This window comes from Cupriavidus sp. SK-3 (genome assembly GCF_000611145.1).
Taxonomy (GTDB): Bacteria; Pseudomonadota; Gammaproteobacteria; order Burkholderiales; family Burkholderiaceae; genus Cupriavidus.
Map to the genome: position 1 here is coordinate 14,750 of NZ_JFJV02000204.1, position 15,185 is coordinate 29,934.

General features: G+C 65.1%; 12 protein-coding genes and 1 pseudogene. 6 read left to right on the forward strand and 7 right to left on the reverse strand.

What is annotated here, in order from left to right:
* Position 1: 1 nt before the first annotated feature.
* Both CF70_RS19710 and CF70_RS38070 read left to right on the forward strand, forming a co-directional pair.
* Positions 2–1,516, forward strand: a complete 1,515-nt coding sequence (locus CF70_RS19710; RefSeq protein WP_035868254.1) for an efflux transporter outer membrane subunit — start codon at positions 2–4, stop codon at positions 1,514–1,516.
* A gap of 1,082 nt (positions 1,517–2,598) precedes the next feature.
* Positions 2,599–2,880 (forward strand): annotated as a pseudogene (locus tag CF70_RS38070) (DNA cytosine methyltransferase); the annotation flags it as partial.
* A 444-nt stretch (positions 2,881–3,324) separates the two neighbouring features.
* Here CF70_RS38070 and CF70_RS19730 read toward each other — a convergent pair.
* The gene (locus CF70_RS19730; RefSeq protein ID WP_035868266.1) at positions 3,325–3,573 is read right to left on the reverse strand and encodes a hypothetical protein; all 249 of its coding nucleotides are present in this window, start codon (positions 3,571–3,573) and stop codon (positions 3,325–3,327) included.
* 146 nt (positions 3,574–3,719) lie between these two features.
* Between CF70_RS19730 and CF70_RS19735 the strand changes: the two genes are divergently transcribed.
* Positions 3,720–3,950 (forward strand): DUF1643 domain-containing protein, encoded by a 231-nt coding sequence (locus CF70_RS19735; protein ID WP_035868269.1) that lies wholly within the window; start codon positions 3,720–3,722, stop codon positions 3,948–3,950.
* A 524-nt stretch (positions 3,951–4,474) separates the two neighbouring features.
* On the opposite strand, the gene CF70_RS19740 is transcribed toward CF70_RS19735, so the two are convergent.
* On the reverse strand, positions 4,475–5,017 hold the full coding sequence (locus CF70_RS19740; RefSeq protein ID WP_035868295.1) for a hypothetical protein: 543 nt from the start codon (positions 5,015–5,017) through the stop codon (positions 4,475–4,477).
* Between the two features lie 439 nt (positions 5,018–5,456).
* On the opposite strand from CF70_RS19740, the gene CF70_RS35100 reads away from it, so the two are divergent.
* Complete coding sequence (locus tag CF70_RS35100; protein WP_081862252.1) at positions 5,457–5,777, forward strand: hypothetical protein; 321 nt, start codon at positions 5,457–5,459, stop codon at positions 5,775–5,777.
* A 237-nt stretch (positions 5,778–6,014) separates the two neighbouring features.
* On the opposite strand, the gene CF70_RS19750 is transcribed toward CF70_RS35100, so the two are convergent.
* From CF70_RS19750 to CF70_RS19770, 5 genes are all read right to left on the reverse strand, one after another.
* Positions 6,015–7,967: an RICIN domain-containing protein gene (locus tag CF70_RS19750; RefSeq protein ID WP_051648677.1), complete on the reverse strand. Its 1,953-nt coding sequence runs from the start codon at positions 7,965–7,967 to the stop codon at positions 6,015–6,017.
* Positions 7,968–7,995: 28 nt separating this feature from the next.
* The gene (locus tag CF70_RS19755) at positions 7,996–8,235 is read right to left on the reverse strand and encodes a hypothetical protein (protein WP_152561856.1); all 240 of its coding nucleotides are present in this window, start codon (positions 8,233–8,235) and stop codon (positions 7,996–7,998) included.
* Positions 8,236–9,070: 835 nt separating this feature from the next.
* Complete coding sequence (locus tag CF70_RS19760) at positions 9,071–9,838, reverse strand: class I SAM-dependent methyltransferase (RefSeq protein ID WP_035868278.1); 768 nt, start codon at positions 9,836–9,838, stop codon at positions 9,071–9,073.
* Positions 9,839–10,046: 208 nt separating this feature from the next.
* Complete coding sequence (locus CF70_RS19765; RefSeq protein WP_152561857.1) at positions 10,047–11,042, reverse strand: hypothetical protein; 996 nt, start codon at positions 11,040–11,042, stop codon at positions 10,047–10,049.
* Between the two features lie 215 nt (positions 11,043–11,257).
* A complete protein-coding gene (locus CF70_RS19770; RefSeq protein ID WP_035868285.1) occupies positions 11,258–12,394 on the reverse strand; it encodes a 4-hydroxyphenylpyruvate dioxygenase family protein in 1,137 nt (378 codons plus the stop codon).
* A 405-nt stretch (positions 12,395–12,799) separates the two neighbouring features.
* Between CF70_RS19770 and CF70_RS19775 the strand changes: the two genes are divergently transcribed.
* Both CF70_RS19775 and CF70_RS19780 read left to right on the forward strand, forming a co-directional pair.
* Positions 12,800–13,633, forward strand: a complete 834-nt coding sequence (locus tag CF70_RS19775; RefSeq protein WP_035868286.1) for a shikimate dehydrogenase family protein — start codon at positions 12,800–12,802, stop codon at positions 13,631–13,633.
* 158 nt (positions 13,634–13,791) lie between these two features.
* A complete protein-coding gene (locus tag CF70_RS19780; protein ID WP_035868289.1) occupies positions 13,792–15,144 on the forward strand; it encodes an MFS transporter in 1,353 nt (450 codons plus the stop codon).
* Positions 15,145–15,185: the final 41 nt, after the last annotated feature.

Below are 15,185 nucleotides of genomic sequence, written 5' to 3' on the forward strand. Positions count from 1 at the left end.
GATGCCCAGACTCGCATCGATCACGACCGCCGTGGCCATCCTGGCCGCCGGCTGCACGCTCCAGCCACGCTACGAGCGCCCGGCCGCCCCTGTTGCGCCGGCCTTCCCCGCCGGCGGCGCCTACGGCCAGCAGCCCGCCGCGAGCGGCGCGGAGAGCGCCACGGCGGCCACGCCGGCGGCCGATATCGGCTGGCGGGATTTCTTTGCCGATGCGCGTCTTCAGCGCCTGCTCGAGCTGGCGCTGAAGAACAACCGCGACCTGCGCGTGTCGGTACTGAACATAGAAGCGGCGCGGGCGCAGTACCAGATCACGCGCGCTGCGTTGTTCCCCTCGGTCAACGCGGTGGCCTCGGGAACCCGGGCGCGCACGCCGGCGAACCTGACGGCCTCGGGCCGGACCATTGCGGCCGAATATTCGGTCGGCCTCAACGCGTCATGGGAAATCGACTTCTTCGGCCGCATCCGCAGCCTGTCGGACCAGGCGCTCGCGCAGTACCTGTCGCTGGCGGAAAGCCGCAAGGCGGCGGAGCTTGCCCTGTTGTCTTCGGTGGCGAACCAGTATCTCGCCATGCTCGCCTTCGACGATGCGCTCGCCGTCACGCGCGCCACGCTGGTGACGGCCGAGGAGTCGTTGCGCATCACCAGCCTGAAGTTCGATGTCGGGACCGGCTCGGAGCTTGACCTGCGGCAGTCCGAAGGCGTCGTCGAGCAGGCGCGCGCCAACCTGGAAACGGAAGCGCGGCTGCGCGCGCAGGCAGAGAACGGGCTGGTGCTGCTGGTGGGAGAGCCATTGCCGGAGGACCTGCCGCCGGGCCTGCCGCTCAACAGCCAGGCCCTGCTCGCCGATATCCCGGCGGGCCTGCCGTCCGATCTGCTGACGCGGCGCCCCGACATTGCCGCCGCGGAGCAATTGCTGCTGGCCGCCAACGCGAACATCGGCGCGGCGCGCGCGGCTTTTTTCCCGCGCGTGACGCTCACGGGCAATGCGGGCACGCTCTCGCCAACGCTCGGCGGCTTGTTCAAGCCCGGTTCCGGCGCGTGGTCGTTCGCGCCGCAGATTACCCTGCCGATCTTCCAGGGCGGCCAGAACGTGGCGGCCCTGGACCTGGCGCAGGTACAGAAACGCATCGAGATCGCCAGCTACGAGAAAGCCATCCAGACCGCCTTTCGCGAGGTGTCCGATGGCCTGGCCGCGCGCGGCACCTTCGACAACCAGATCAAGTCACTGGAACGCTTCACCGGCTCGCAGGAGCGCCGGCTGGTGCTGTCGGACCTGCGCTATCGCAACGGGGTGGACAGCTACCTGAGCGTGCTGACCGCGCAAAACGACCTCTACAGCGCGCAGTTGCTGCTGATCAACGCGCGGCTGCAGCGGTTGACGAACCTGGTCGATCTCTACCAGTTCCTCGGCGGCGGCTGGATTGAACGTGCGGGCGACACGCCGCGCCCGGCCGACGCGCCGGCCGACTACAGCATGACCACACCGGCCCCGGCGCCAGGCTCGGCTTCCCCTTAGCCCCCCGCCCGCGCCTGCTACCCCAGCCGCTGGAACCTGGCGCGCGACTTCGGGCTGACGGGAGCTACGCCTGGCACGAATGCTTGGGACGCAGCGCCCGGCCGACGCACGCGCCGAGGCGCTGACGGATGAGCAGATCATCGCCCTTGCTGACCGTGGCGAATATCTCACCCCATCTCCGGGCAAGTACCCGGAATTGGTGCACGGTACGCAGTATCACTGCGCCGTGCCGGGGCTGCTGCAACTCGCCCGCGCCCAATCAGCAGCGTCCCTTCTTCGCTTGCCCAGGCGGGCAGAAAGACTCGTTCCCGTACTGGTCAACTCGACAATTCCCCTTTTTGGCTTGCCCCGGAGGGCAGCCGTTGCCTTGGCCACCGCCGTAGCCATCGTCGTAAGGCATCACGGCGCAGCCGCTAAGCAAAGCGCCACAGGCGATCAGCAACACAAGAATGGATTTCATGGCTCGTTTTTCTGGGGGACTATCGCGGATAGTATATCGGTCACAACCCCGCTCACTTGTAAGAAGCAGTGAACACGGCATGCGAGGCATATCAATCATCCGCAGCCATATTCCGAGCCCACGGCCTTTAATCGTCATCATCACTAGCGTCCGCCTGCTCCAGGGCGTCGCCGAATCCGCCTATATCACAGCGATCCAGCCCGAACGCACCTTCGTAGGGAGACGCGACGCAGAGCCTGAGAAATGCGCCGCAGGCTACGGCAATGGCGAGAACGGTGGTCATTGGTCGGCAATTAGATGCAGGCGCTGGGGGCAAACAGGCTACCAGCCCCAACGGACACCCATTACCGAGAATAGTCAGGAAAAAACCGAGGTGTTCGCATGATGATCCGCCGCGAATACACCACCTTCGGCATGTGCTCCGGCCTGGGCGGCGGCGCCAAGGGCTTCACGAAAGCCGCCTCCCGCGTCGGCAACATGGTCGCGACCTGGCGTTGCCTGGGCGGCATCGACGTCGACCTGGCTGCCGCGCGCGACTTCGAGAAGCTGGTCGGCGTGCCCTGCACCGTCATGGACCTGTTCACCCGCGCGATGTACGTGCCGCGGCTGGCCACGCGCGGCCGGCACCTGGCACCGCCCTTTCACAACGCTGGAACTGGCCGCGCTGCAGTCGCTGATCGAGCCAGAGGAATATCTGGAGCTGGACGATCTGCGCGATCAGGCCAGGCGCGAGCGCATTGGCAACGCTGTGCCGCCGGACGCCGCCCGCGCGATCGCCGAGGTGATGGGCACCACGCTGCTGCTGGCTGAGGCTAGCGAGACGTTCATGCTGTCGGCCACGCCAGTGTGGATTCGGCAGGTGGCCGTAGCCTTGTCGGTGGCTCAACCTGTGGAGGCGGTATGAATCTCCTCCTATTGCCCATTGGGTATGCCGGCTTCTCCCAGAATCCACTCTCGCTCTATCGGAAGGTATTCGTGCGATTTGACGGCATTGAGAGCGTCGCGCGCTTCCTCCTCCAGCCTGGCAACCGGAGAAGCCCTGTCCAGGACTTATTGGGCAAGTGCTCGGAGGCGCCATGGGTCGCCGCTGGACGGGCCAGGCGGTATGGCGATGCCCTGACGCATTTTCATCTGCGTATTGAGCTTCCCAAGGGCGGGCCCGTAGCAGATATCCTGCTCCAGGAGCTGGAGCCCTTGGATACGACCAGTCCCACCGATCGCTGGCGACATCTATTGCCCGGATAGCGATATCCCGGCCTCTGCACATGAAGTACATGTGTGCCTCCCCGGATTTCGGAGGACCGTAGCACGCAGTGCGGTTGACCGGGATAGCGATACAGTGCGCGAATCAGTGAGAGTCTGGGTTCGCCCGGCCTTCGTCTATCAGCTTCTCGGCATAGTCGCGCGCATGCTGCCACGCCTCGCCTTCGGAAAAGTACTGCCCAGGCACGGGTTCGTGCTCGAAGATCTTGATCGAACGGCCGTCCACCGCCTTTGCACAGATCGTCACTTCGCCATGCCAGGGCCCACCGGTTGGGGACGTTGCGGAAGCCTCATACCAGTGATCCTTGTAGTACGTGAAGCCTTGGAGATCCATAGCTTTCTCCAGTTGTTCAAGAGAATCGTAGCACGGCCCAAGGACCCACAATCAGCTTCATTTCCGCCGTTGCCCTGCCCTCGGTCAGGATCCGCATTGGCCTCAAGCAGACGCCAGTTGGGCACTCGCAATGCCGGAGCAAGAGCATGAAACATCTCATCACCCAGAGTCTCGACGGCGAGCCCGGCGCAATCCTCTCCGACTGCGAGCAGTACCGGTACCGGCTGTGGCGTGAGTGGGACCGCTGCCAGCCGGCCCTCGGCTTCATCATGCTCAACCCATCGACCGCCAACCACCAGGTCAGCGACCCTGATATCCACCGAGATGCTGCGGGACACGTACAATTGCGCCGACGAAAAGCTGGATATTTGAAATGAAACGACCTCCAATCATCGGGGCACTCGGCGTAGCTCTGCTCGCTGTGACGTCTACGGCTCAAGCGCATGTGAACGTCGACATTGGCATCGGCGTCCCCGGTGTAATCTATGCGGAACCTGCGCCGGTCTATGTGGCTCCGCCTGTATATGTTGCACCGCAGCGGGTGTATGTCCCTCGACCGGTTGTCGTAGCGCCAGCACCCGTGTATGCCCCTTACTGGCGGGGACGCGATGACGACGACCAAGGCGAGCGGAGGTGGCGCGGGCATGGTCACGGTGAGCATGGCCACGGGGAGCACGGCCGACACAGGCACGACGACTAGTAGTGGACAATCGCAGGCACGGCATCAGGCAGTCATCGGGTTAGTCTGACCTGCCGGGCCGGGTCATGCTCAGGTGAGAGCTGAGACCTCAAGCTTGCGGTTACCGCGCCGGCGTACTTGCTGCAGCCGCGACTTGCTCGACCACCAATGCAGAATTCTGCTGGGTTGATTCGTCCGTCGCAGGCACAGCTGCGCGCGCCTCTAGACCGCACACCAAATCCTATCCTGGTTGCCAACGGGCATAAGACTCCGGAACGATTCCTCGATTTGCCCCACCATCGACGGCGTGGCAATTTCCTGCAGTACCCCAAGGAATTCTCCGAACGCCGCCTCGACGGAAGCTGGGTCCGTTGCTTCGATGAGCCGCCTCCTGACGGGGTGGTCCGTTGTACCGAACGCTCGGACCATTGCGTCCATCAGATACATCCTGGCGATGGCAAGTGAGCGCCTTTGGAGGACCGCTTTGGACTTTGCGGATACAGGCGGCACTTCCGAAAACGACTGAACAGCGGGCTCGCCATCGGCTTCGCTGACTGTTTGGATGAAGCCCACATGCAGCAATTGGAACACTGCACTCGCATCTAGTCCGAGTTCCCCGGCACACGCGAGAATTTCCTTCGAGCTGGTCCGGCCGTCTACCATAATGAGGAGCGCGCGGCGGCGACCATCGAGTGCCCCCGACCGTCTCGCCACTTCCTGCCGACCTCTATCTGTTTTCTCTAACAGCCCAAAAAGACTTTCCATCACTGCGCCCTCCCTGCAGGTGGCCGCAAACCTAAGCCCTCCAAGTGACATGCGTGTGACAACTTGACGCACATACGCCGCACCCAAACGAAAGCCTTGGGGACCGCCATCATTTGTCCAACGAAGACGCAGCAGTAGCGCTCGTGTCGCCGACACGGCTATCTCACGCGCATTGATACAGACACCCAAATTTCCATCGGCTGCATCCTGCATGCGAGCCTTCCCCGGCGGGGGCCCTGGACTGTCGTGCGTTGCCGTGCAAAGCGATACATTCCCGGCATTTTCTCCCTGCGGATAGATTTGGATACAAAGCCGCAGGACATAGACGTCAACACACCTGCCGCCCAGTCCGTTTCTCTTGATAACTGCTTTGCCATTTAGCGACTCCCCTTTCGGGGCTTTTCGGGGCGGGGAGCGGTATTCACAGAGGATTGTCACCATGAGAAAGTTATTGTCGCTGGCCATCCTGGCGGGCGTCTCAGCCGTTGCATCTGCTAGCGCACTAGCTCATGTGAGCGTTGGTGTCGGCGTCGGTATCCCGGTACCCTTCGCCGCTGCGCCCGTCTATGCCCCCGGACCCTACTATGACCCGCCCCCGGTCGTGGTCGAACAGCAGCCTGTCGTTGTTGCCCCTGGCTACTACGACGACTGGCGGGAGCGTGCCTGGCGGGAACGCCAATGGCGTGAGCAACGCTGGAGAGAGCACGAGTGGAGGGAGCATCACCGCGAGTGGCATCGCTGGCACGACGATGAGGACTGACTTCAGGTTACATCGGCGCGGGGCCACATAGCATTACCGGGTCTGACAGCGTCCGTCTGCGGCAGTGATGATCGAAGGCCGGTATTGTGCTGCGGGCGGTGGTACGCAGCCCGTCGGGGTTCTTGGGGCAGAAGTTCGAGGTGCACTACCTCCACCGTCCCCGCTCCACGTCCCCACTGCTATCCGCGACCGCAGCCAGGACCGCCCGCCGTTCTGCGCCACGGTTCGCGCGGCGCATCAGTGGACGCGAATGACCTTGGCCACGCTCGGCACGCCCGCCGCATTCATGGCGAACAGATAGTAGTAGCCGGGCACGGCGACGCCGGGGTCGGACGGGATCTTGACCAGATTCTCTCCGGCCGTCCCGACCGTGAAGGTGACTGGCACCCGGCGTTGCTCGTTGTTCACGGAATGCGTGACCGACGACATGCGGACCAGCGCAAACTTAGACACCGGGGTATTCGTGGACACCGAGATCGTCGTGCCAAGCAGGGCATCCGCCGGCGCCGACGAAATCGTCGGGCGGGTCGCAGCCGATCCATCCGCATTGAGCAGATAGGGCGGAGTCAGGATCTCCACATTGGGATGATTGGTCGTGCAACCCCCGCAAAGACCACCGCCGCCGCTCAGCACCCGCCCGTCGCGCAGCAGCAGCGCCACGCTGTGGTAGGTCCGCGGGGTAGCCATCGCTGCCAGCTTCTGGAACTTCTCGGTGGCCGGATCCCAGAGTTCCGGGGTGAGCACCGCCCCATCATCGGAGAACGGTACCGGCACGGTCTGGCCACCAATCACGACAACCTGGCCATTCGGCAAGACCACGCTGTTGTTGAAGGCGCGGGCATAGGCCATGGAAGTGAGCTTGCGCACCACGGGTGTACCGGACCTGATATCGATTATGTGTGCATTCGCCGTCGACGTCTGATTCTCATAGTCCGGCGCGCCGCCCACCGTGAGGATCCTACCGATGTCGTACATCACGGCATTGCCATTCATGGCATCGCCGTCGGCCGCCCGCGTGCCGGCCGGGGTCACGCTGCCGTCACCGGTGGTGTCGATCCAGTTCATCTGCTTGCTCGGCCCCGCATGGAACACGCGGCCATTGGCTGAGGCGAACAGCCACGCGTGGTTATCCGAACGGTACAGGCCCGCCGAGTCGCCAGTCAGGATGTAGTCGTCCCATATGGCGCTATTCAGGCGCCACGGGTTATTCGGCATCCAGGTTTCGCCGTCCTTGTCGCCGATGGCGCCGCTCCAGGAACCGCCCACGGTGAAGACGCCACCATTGTTCAAGGTGACGCTGCCCTGATACCCGCGGCCGCGGTTCATCTCCGGTGCCACGGACCACGTAGCCGTGGCCGGATCGTAGATGCTGGTCTTGGTACTGCTGGATCCGCCGTTGACGAAGATGCGTCCATCGGGGAGATTCGCGATCCCCGGGCAGAACATGTCATGCGCAGTGTTGGTGACCAGTTTCTCGGTAGACGTCATGGCGACCGGGTCAAACAGCGCGGTGTACGTTTGTCCGTTGTCGCCGCCGAAGGTGAAGCGATCGTAGGCCGACCACACCAACACCTTGCCGGAAGGCAGGGCCGCCGCCGCTACCGGTACGAGCGACAGGGCCTTGGGCGCCGTCCATTTCGATGGCAGCGTGGCCACGTTCAGACCGCTGATCACCCAGGTCTGGCCGACGCTGCCGTCGCAAGTATACTGCGCCACAGCCTGGCCTTCCTGCGGCTTGGCTCCACCCGTGGCGCCAAGGCACTTGCCGCTGTGCACGGCCACCACCGCAAAGCCATTGTTCTGCTGCTTCACCGTGAACCGCTCGTTGTCGGCGGCTGGCACCTGGCAGGGCCATTGAATCGCCGGCGCACCTTCGCCAGGGTCGGCATAAGCAATGTCCATGCAATCGCCGCTGTGCCCCACCGTGATCTTGTAGCGGGTACCGTCAGGGCTGAACGTCCATTGCTGGTTGGGGTCGCCGCTACACGTCCAGACGATGACCGGCGCGCCATCGTCCAGCGAGGCGCCCGAGACATCGGCGCACAAGGTCGTACCGCTTAGGTTCATCTTGCTGGTGGTCTGCGCCGCAGCCGGAGCGGATAGCGTCCAGGCCAGAAAGACAAGGCAGGCACCGATCCATCTGAGCAGTGCCCTCGTGAATCCGCTGGATTGCTGTGAGGTAGGAGTCATGGCGAAGTTTGCTGGGGGATGGGGGCTGTTACCTACTGTTCTTGATTAGGCCGTCGCGGGATCCGTCAAGCCTGAGCCAGACGTTCCATATGCGCACGAATTCGTCCGCTTGCGGTAGTGCAGGCCCGCGCCAGCAGGTTTGCAATGCCGTAACGCCGCCCTGCAGCATGTCCTGCAGACGCAACTGCCGGCCGGCCTGATCGACCACCGAGCCATCGAGCGTGGCCAGCGATGCATCGACGGGTCCGGCGCTGACCCGCGCATACACGTCGCGCGATGCAACGCGCCAGGGTGCTTGCGGAAATGCCGCGCAGCCATGCACGGGGGGGGCCAGGTCGTCATGCCAGTATGTCTCCGAGCTTCTTGTCTCGCATTCCTTCCGTCGCTTGACTTACGCCCTATGGTTGCAAGTTTGAGAGCATGCCTTCGGTGCGACAGCGAACAAAGCAGGGCACGATCACAACGTCGACGTGGTGCGCCCGCGCTTTGGGCACCACTGACCGATTCTTTGCAAGGCGCCGACGATCGGCTTGGGCTTCTTAGCCTCCGAAGCCCGGGCATGGGCCCGGCGCTCGCAAAGAAACGGTTCTGCTCAACAAAGGGAACTGCTGCACCGCGATGACCGACACGTCATTGGCGCGAGCCGGTGGCGTTACCGGACCCCACGGTGTGAGCCCGCTTATGGGGCCGGTCCGGGATCGTCGGCGAGAATGACTGAAGGCTTCCATGAACGATGCGCCATCGACTGCAGCCAGCGTTTGCTCACGACGGCGCCATCGGCCGGTACGTACCAAGTGAGGCTGCCGATATCACTCACGGCAGACGTCGGCGCCGCGGGACGTACACAATCGAAGAAACCCGTACGCGGCACCGTGCAATCGCAGGCAACGGCCTCACGGGAAAGGACAGCAGTACTTTGTCAAAGCAGCAGCGCGGGTGATTGCGCGCCATCCCCAATCGTATTTCCTCTGCGTTGGAGATGTAGAGTTGATCCCCCAACTTCGCCAGCAAGTCCATTCATTTGGCTTGTCTCAGCGATTCCTCTTTCGCAGTCAGTTAGACCGATGATCATTGGCGGATTCAGAGGTCACCTTCTGCAGAATTTATGATCGGCAACAGCTATACGCCTCGGTCCGGTAGGGAAACGCCACGCTCGGCTTGCCGGCCAGCGCCGGGCTGCCGTCGATCACGGCCTGCAGCCGCGCGCGCACCGCGTCCTGCTGCGCCGGCGGCAGCGAGGCAATGAAACTGACCGACATCACGCGGTCCACGACCACCTGCTGCGCGGGACCGACATGCTCGTAGGGGAAGGCGGACAGGGACAGTCCGCCAAAGCCGGCCGCAGGGAACACCGCCTTCCAGTCGCCTTTGTGGAAGCGCGGCGCATCGCCCTCGAACGGCGTCATGATGGCGGTGAGCCTCGCCACCCAGTCGACCGATTCGTCGCGTACGTTCCAGACCAGGCCGAGCTTGCCGCCCGGGCGCAGCACGCGGCCGATCTCGGCCATGGCGGCGCTGTTGGCGAACCAGTGGAAGGCTTGCGCGCAGACCACCGCGTCGACGCTGGCGCCGGGCAGCGGGATGGCCTCGGCGGTGCCCTCGAGCGCCTGCACCGAGGGCAGCGCGGCGCTGAGCCGGGCGCGCATGGCCGCAACCGGCTCGACCGCGATCACGGTGGCGCCGGTAGCCAGCAGCAGGCGGCTGAACTTGCCAGTGCCCGCGCCCAGGTCCAGCACGGTCTTGCCGGCCGGCAGGCCAAGCTCCTGTTCCAGCCAGGCGCCAAGCGCCGGTGGATAGTCGGGGCGGCCACGGGCGTAGGTATCGGCCTGACTGGAAAAACCCTGGGCGGCGGCGTGATGGATGTCGGTCATGGGTGCGCGATTCTCTGAGTGCGTGGGACGGGCACTCCGGAGCCGGCAAGCGTGCAGGCGCGGCTCGGGAAGTGGCGGCGGCGGGCGGCGCGCGGTCAGGACCGTGGGAGTCTTGCCGTCGCGGCGGCGGCAAGCCGACAAGCTACGCCTTCCGCGCACCGCCCGCAAGCACCGGTAAGCCCCGGCGGCGCGCCCCGGCCTGGGATGCTCAGAAAGAGGGAACCGGGTTCTGGCCCTGGCTCACCAGGTACCTGCCGTCCTGGAAGCGATAGCGCACCACCGCGTCCAGCGAGCGGCGCCGGGGCTTGGCCGCGCCGCCCGGCACCTTGACCTCCTCGCCCTGGAACGTCAGCGTGAGCTCCCCCGGCGCATCCGTGCCGAGCGCGAAGGCCGGCTTGCCCCCCACCTGGTAGCAGACCTGTTCGCCATCGTCCTGGCTGTCCGTGCCGCGTTCGGCGGGCGCGAGCGGCTTGCCAGCGAGCGCGTCCGCGCACGGTTCAAGCGCACCGCTGTTTTCCGCGCTCATGGCCACGCTGTCCAGCAAGGTCGATATCTGCCCCGGCGCCAGGCGATAGACAGAGGCCCAACTGCCGCAATAGCCCTGCCAGCAACTGCCCCAGGTCTGGGTCAGCGCGAAATCCGTGGCTGAGATCTTCGTGACGGATGACTGTCCCAGCGAGCCTTCCACGCCGGTGTAGTCATAGCCGTCGACGCGCCGGTCCAGTTGCCAGGCTTCACCGTTGCGCGTGAAAAAATACGCGCCCAGCCAGGCGCCCGCGGCGTGGCTGTCGTTGCGCGTGCCGCCTTCATCCACGGTCACGCCTTCGGTCAGCATCACGGCGTGGGTGTCATCCAGCCGGATTACCTGGATCGGCTTGACGTCGATGGTGTCCTCCACCAGCGGCGCCTCGCCCTTGCCCTTGTACTCCTGGTCCGGCAACCGGGCGCGCACCACGCGGCCCTTGTCGTCGTCGCGCCAGCCGGGAAAGGCGAGCCGGATCAGGGCCTCGCGCTTGAGGCTGTCGGCCTGCGCAACGGCCGCGGAGGCCGGCGGGGCCTCGGCGGACAAGGCGCCGGCCGCCGCGGGCGTGGTGTCTTGCCGGGAGCACGCGGGCAAGCCCAGGCAAAGTGCCAGGGCCGGAGCCAGCATCAGCCGGGCAAGGGTTGGGCATGCCGGAAAGACAGCGGAAAGGCGAAGATTCATGGTGACGGCGAACGCGAGGGCCGCGGCTGCACGGCCTGAAACAAGGGGAAAAAAGCTGGGACGACACCGGCATCGCGCTGAGCGCGGGATGCCGGGAACCGCACTATCCGCGAGCAGGCCCGTGCCGTCAAGCCGGTGCGGCATCGCCGTTGGCGGCCTGGCGTGGCCGCCGGCACCGCGCGGCCATCCGCGGGCCGGTCAGGTCGCCATGGCCGTCACGCCGGCGACCTGGGCGCGCGGGCCATGGCCGCTTCCAGCGCCGGCAGGTTGCCCTCGCCGAAACCGTGGTAGCCGTCGCGCTGGACGATCTCGAAGAAGAATTCGCCGGCCTCGCGCCGGGCGAAGGCTTGCAGGAAGCGCTCGTGCGTCCCGTCGTCGCGCTGCGCGCCATCCACCAGGATGCCGTAGCGCCGCAACGCGGCCAGATCCAGCCCGTGGCCGGGCACGCGCGCGTCCACGGTTTCGTAATAGGCCGGGGGCGGCTCGACGAAACACACGCCGTTGCGTTCCAGCGCGGCCGCGCTGGCCACCAGGTCATCGGTCGCCAGTGCAATATGCTGGATACCCTCGCCGTGATGGCCGGACAGGTAGTGCTCCATCTGGTCGTGCCGCTGCGTGCCCTTCTCGTAGATCGGGATGCGGATCAGGCCACAGGGCGAGAGCAGTACGCGTGAATCGCTGGCGACATGCCAGCCGGCGTTGACTTCGTGGATCTCGCGAAACCCGAGCACGTTGCGGTAGAAATCGAGCCACTCGTCCAGGTGGCCCGGATCGACCGCCTGCGTCAGATGGTCCACGCGGGTGAGGCCGGCTGCGGTGGACGCGGCGGCGTCCGAAGCCGCATGGGACAGCGAGCGGAAATCGACGTCGTAGATGGAGATGTCGCCCACGTCGCCGGGCCGGCCTTCCTTGCCGCGCCAGCGGTCGATGAAATAGATGATCGACTGGCCGATGCCCTGGATGGCGGGGATGTTCAGTTCCATGGGGCCCACCGTCCCGCCCTCGAACGGCCATGCGCCCGCATCGATCGCGCGCGCGAAGGCCGTTGCCGCATCGTTCACGCGAATGCCGACCGCACAGATCGACAGGCCGTATTCGGACGCGTAGCGGGTAGCGAAGGAATCCGGCTCCGCGTCGACGATGAAGTTCATCTCGCCTTGCCGGAACAGCTTCACGTTCTTGTGCCGGTGCTGGGCAATGGCATGGAAGCCGAACCGCTCGAAGGTACGCCCGAGCGCCACGGGGTCGGGAGACGCGAATTCGATGAACTCATAACCCATGATGCCCAGCGGATTCCCCCAAGGCTGGAAATCGTCGCCGCGCGGGGAAAAAGCGTCTGCCGACAGGCTCATGTCCGTGCTCCTTTGTGTAATCCGTGGTGGCTGCGGGTGTGGCGTCATTCATCATAGCAAGGGCCCCGGCTTCGCTCTAGCCCGGCCGCAAGACCCGCGCGCCGGACCGGGTGGGCACGGCGGCAGCCGAAGCGTATCCGCCGCCCCCGCCGACAACAATGGCAACAGCCCCGGCCCGCCACGCTAGTCGTGCGCGGGCGAACGATGAACGCACGAAACTAGCGTAAACCCTTGTCTCGCCATGCCTCTTTGCCTGGGTAGGTCGAGCGCTGGGGGCAAACCCGAATTTCGATCCATAAGCGCGCACCTTCGTCCAACTATCGCGCATTATGGCGATTGAATCTCTTGGAACAAGCCACTCGAACCCCTAAGCTTCGGCTATCCACATCGAACGCGGTCCACATCATGATCAACGGCAAAACCACCCTCATCGCCCATATCGGCTACCCCACCGAGTCCTTCAAGGCGCCGATGATCTACAACCCGTGGTTCGAGCAGCGCGGCATCAATGCCGTGGTGGTGCCCATGGGCCTGAAAGCCGAGGACTTCGCGAGCGGATTCCGCGCGCTGTTCCGGCTGACCAATATCCGCGGCGCGCTGATCACCATGCCGCACAAGGTCGCCACCCTGGAACTGGTGGACGCGCTCACTCCGACCGCGCGCATCGCCGGCGCCTGCAATGCCGTGCTGCTGCGCGAGGACGGCACCTTGCTGGGTGATCAGTTCGACGGCGCCGGATTCGTGCGAGGCATCCAGCGCAAGGGCTGCCGGCTGGAGGGCGCCAGCGTGCTGGTCTCGGGCTGCGGCGGCGTCGGTTCGGCCATAGCCGCGTCGCTGGCTGCCGCCGGTGTGGCGCGGCTGGGGCTGTTCGACGCGCGCGATGCGTCCGCGCAAGCGCTGGCGGCACGCCTGCAGTCGCACTATCCGGGCCTGCAGGTCAGCGTGGGCGCCAACGACCCCGCCGGCTACGAGGTGGTGGTCAACGCCACGCCGCTGGGCATGAACGAGACGGATCCCCTGCCCTTCGACATATCGCGCATCGATCCGCAGGCATGGGTTGGCGAAGTGGTGATGAAGACCGAATACACGCCCTTGCTGCGCGCCGCCATGGAGCGCGGCTGCAAGGTCCAGGTCGGCACCGACATGCTGTTCGAAATGATTCCGGCCTACCTGGAATTCTTCGGCTTCGGCACGGCAACGGCCGATGAGTTGCGCGCCGTTGCCAGGATCGCCTATTGAAAAGATTGAAAAGATTGAGCGGATTGAACGGATTGAACGGATTGAACGGATTGAACGGGCCGCTCGCCGTCCACGCAGCGGGCACGCTGCCGCAAAAGCACAGACGCCATGCCAGGGCAAGGGCGCAAGACAGAATGGAAATCCTCGGAGACACCCCCATGACTACGACACATAAGGACCTTGTCACGCCACTTCCCGCGCATGGCGGCACGATTGGCGACAAGATACGCTCGGCCTTCGCCGTCGGGCGGATGCGCTGGGGCATGCTGGCCCTGGTGTTCTTCGCCACCACGCTGAACTACATCGACCGCGCGGCGCTGGGTGTGATGCAGCCGGTGCTGGCCAAGGCCATGAACTGGACAGCCCAGGACTATGCCAATATCAACTTCTGGTTCCAGGTCGGCTATGCCGTGGGCTTCGGGGCGCAGGGGCGCTTTATCGACAAGGTCGGCGTGAAGCGCGCGTTCCTGATCGCGGTGCTGCTGTGGAGCGTCGCCGCCGGCGCGCACGGCCTGGCGGTGTCGGCCGTCGGCTTCATGGTTTGCCGCTTCTTCCTGGGCCTGACCGAAGCCGCCAACTATCCCGCCTGCGTCAAGACCACGCGGCTGTGGTTTCCGGCTGGCGAGCGTGCCGTGGCCACGGGCCTGTTCAATGCCGGCACCAACGTCGGCGCCATGGTCGCGCCGGTCATGCTGCCGCTGATCCTCGTGACCTGGGGCTGGCAGGCCGCCTTCTTCTGCATCGGCGCGCTCGGCCTTATCTGGGTGGTGTTCTGGGTGCGCAACTACTACGATCCCGAGCAGCACCCGCGCGTCAGCCAGGGCGAGTTGCGCTACGTACAGCAAGGCGTGGAACCCGCGCCGCAGAAGGCACCGTACTCGCGCATCCTGCGCATGCGCGGCACCTGGGCCTTCGCGCTGGCCTATACCATCACGGCCCCCGTATTCTGGTTCTATCTCTACTGGCTGCCGCCGTTCCTCAACCAGCAGTACAGCCTCGGCATCAACGTGACGCAGATGGGCATTCCGCTGATCGTCATCTACCTTGCCGCCGATATCGGCAGCGTTGGCGGCGGCGCGCTGTCGTCGCTGCTGATCGGCCGGGGCATGGCGCCGGTGAAGGCACGGCTGCTGTCGATGCTGCTCTTCGCCGCCTGCATCACCATGATCGTGTTCGCCGCCGGCGCCAGCAGCCTGTGGATGGCGGTGGCCGCGATCTCGATCGCCATCGGCGCGCACCAGGCCTGGACCGCGAACATCTGGAGCATGGTGATGGACTACACCCCCAAGGAAGTCATCAGCTCCGTGTTCGGCTTCGGCGGCATGATGGGCGCCGTCGGCGGCATGTTCATGACCCAGCTGGTCGGCTACGTGCTGACCAAGACGCACAACAACTACTCGGTGCTGTTCACCATGATCCCCTGCGCGTACTTCCTCGCGCTGGCCTGGATGTATTTCATGGCGCCGCGCGCGGTCCCTGGCGCGGCCGCGGACCAGTCCCCCGCTCGCTGAAGCGCATCACGATGCGAGGCGCGGCCCGGCGGTTCTCCGCC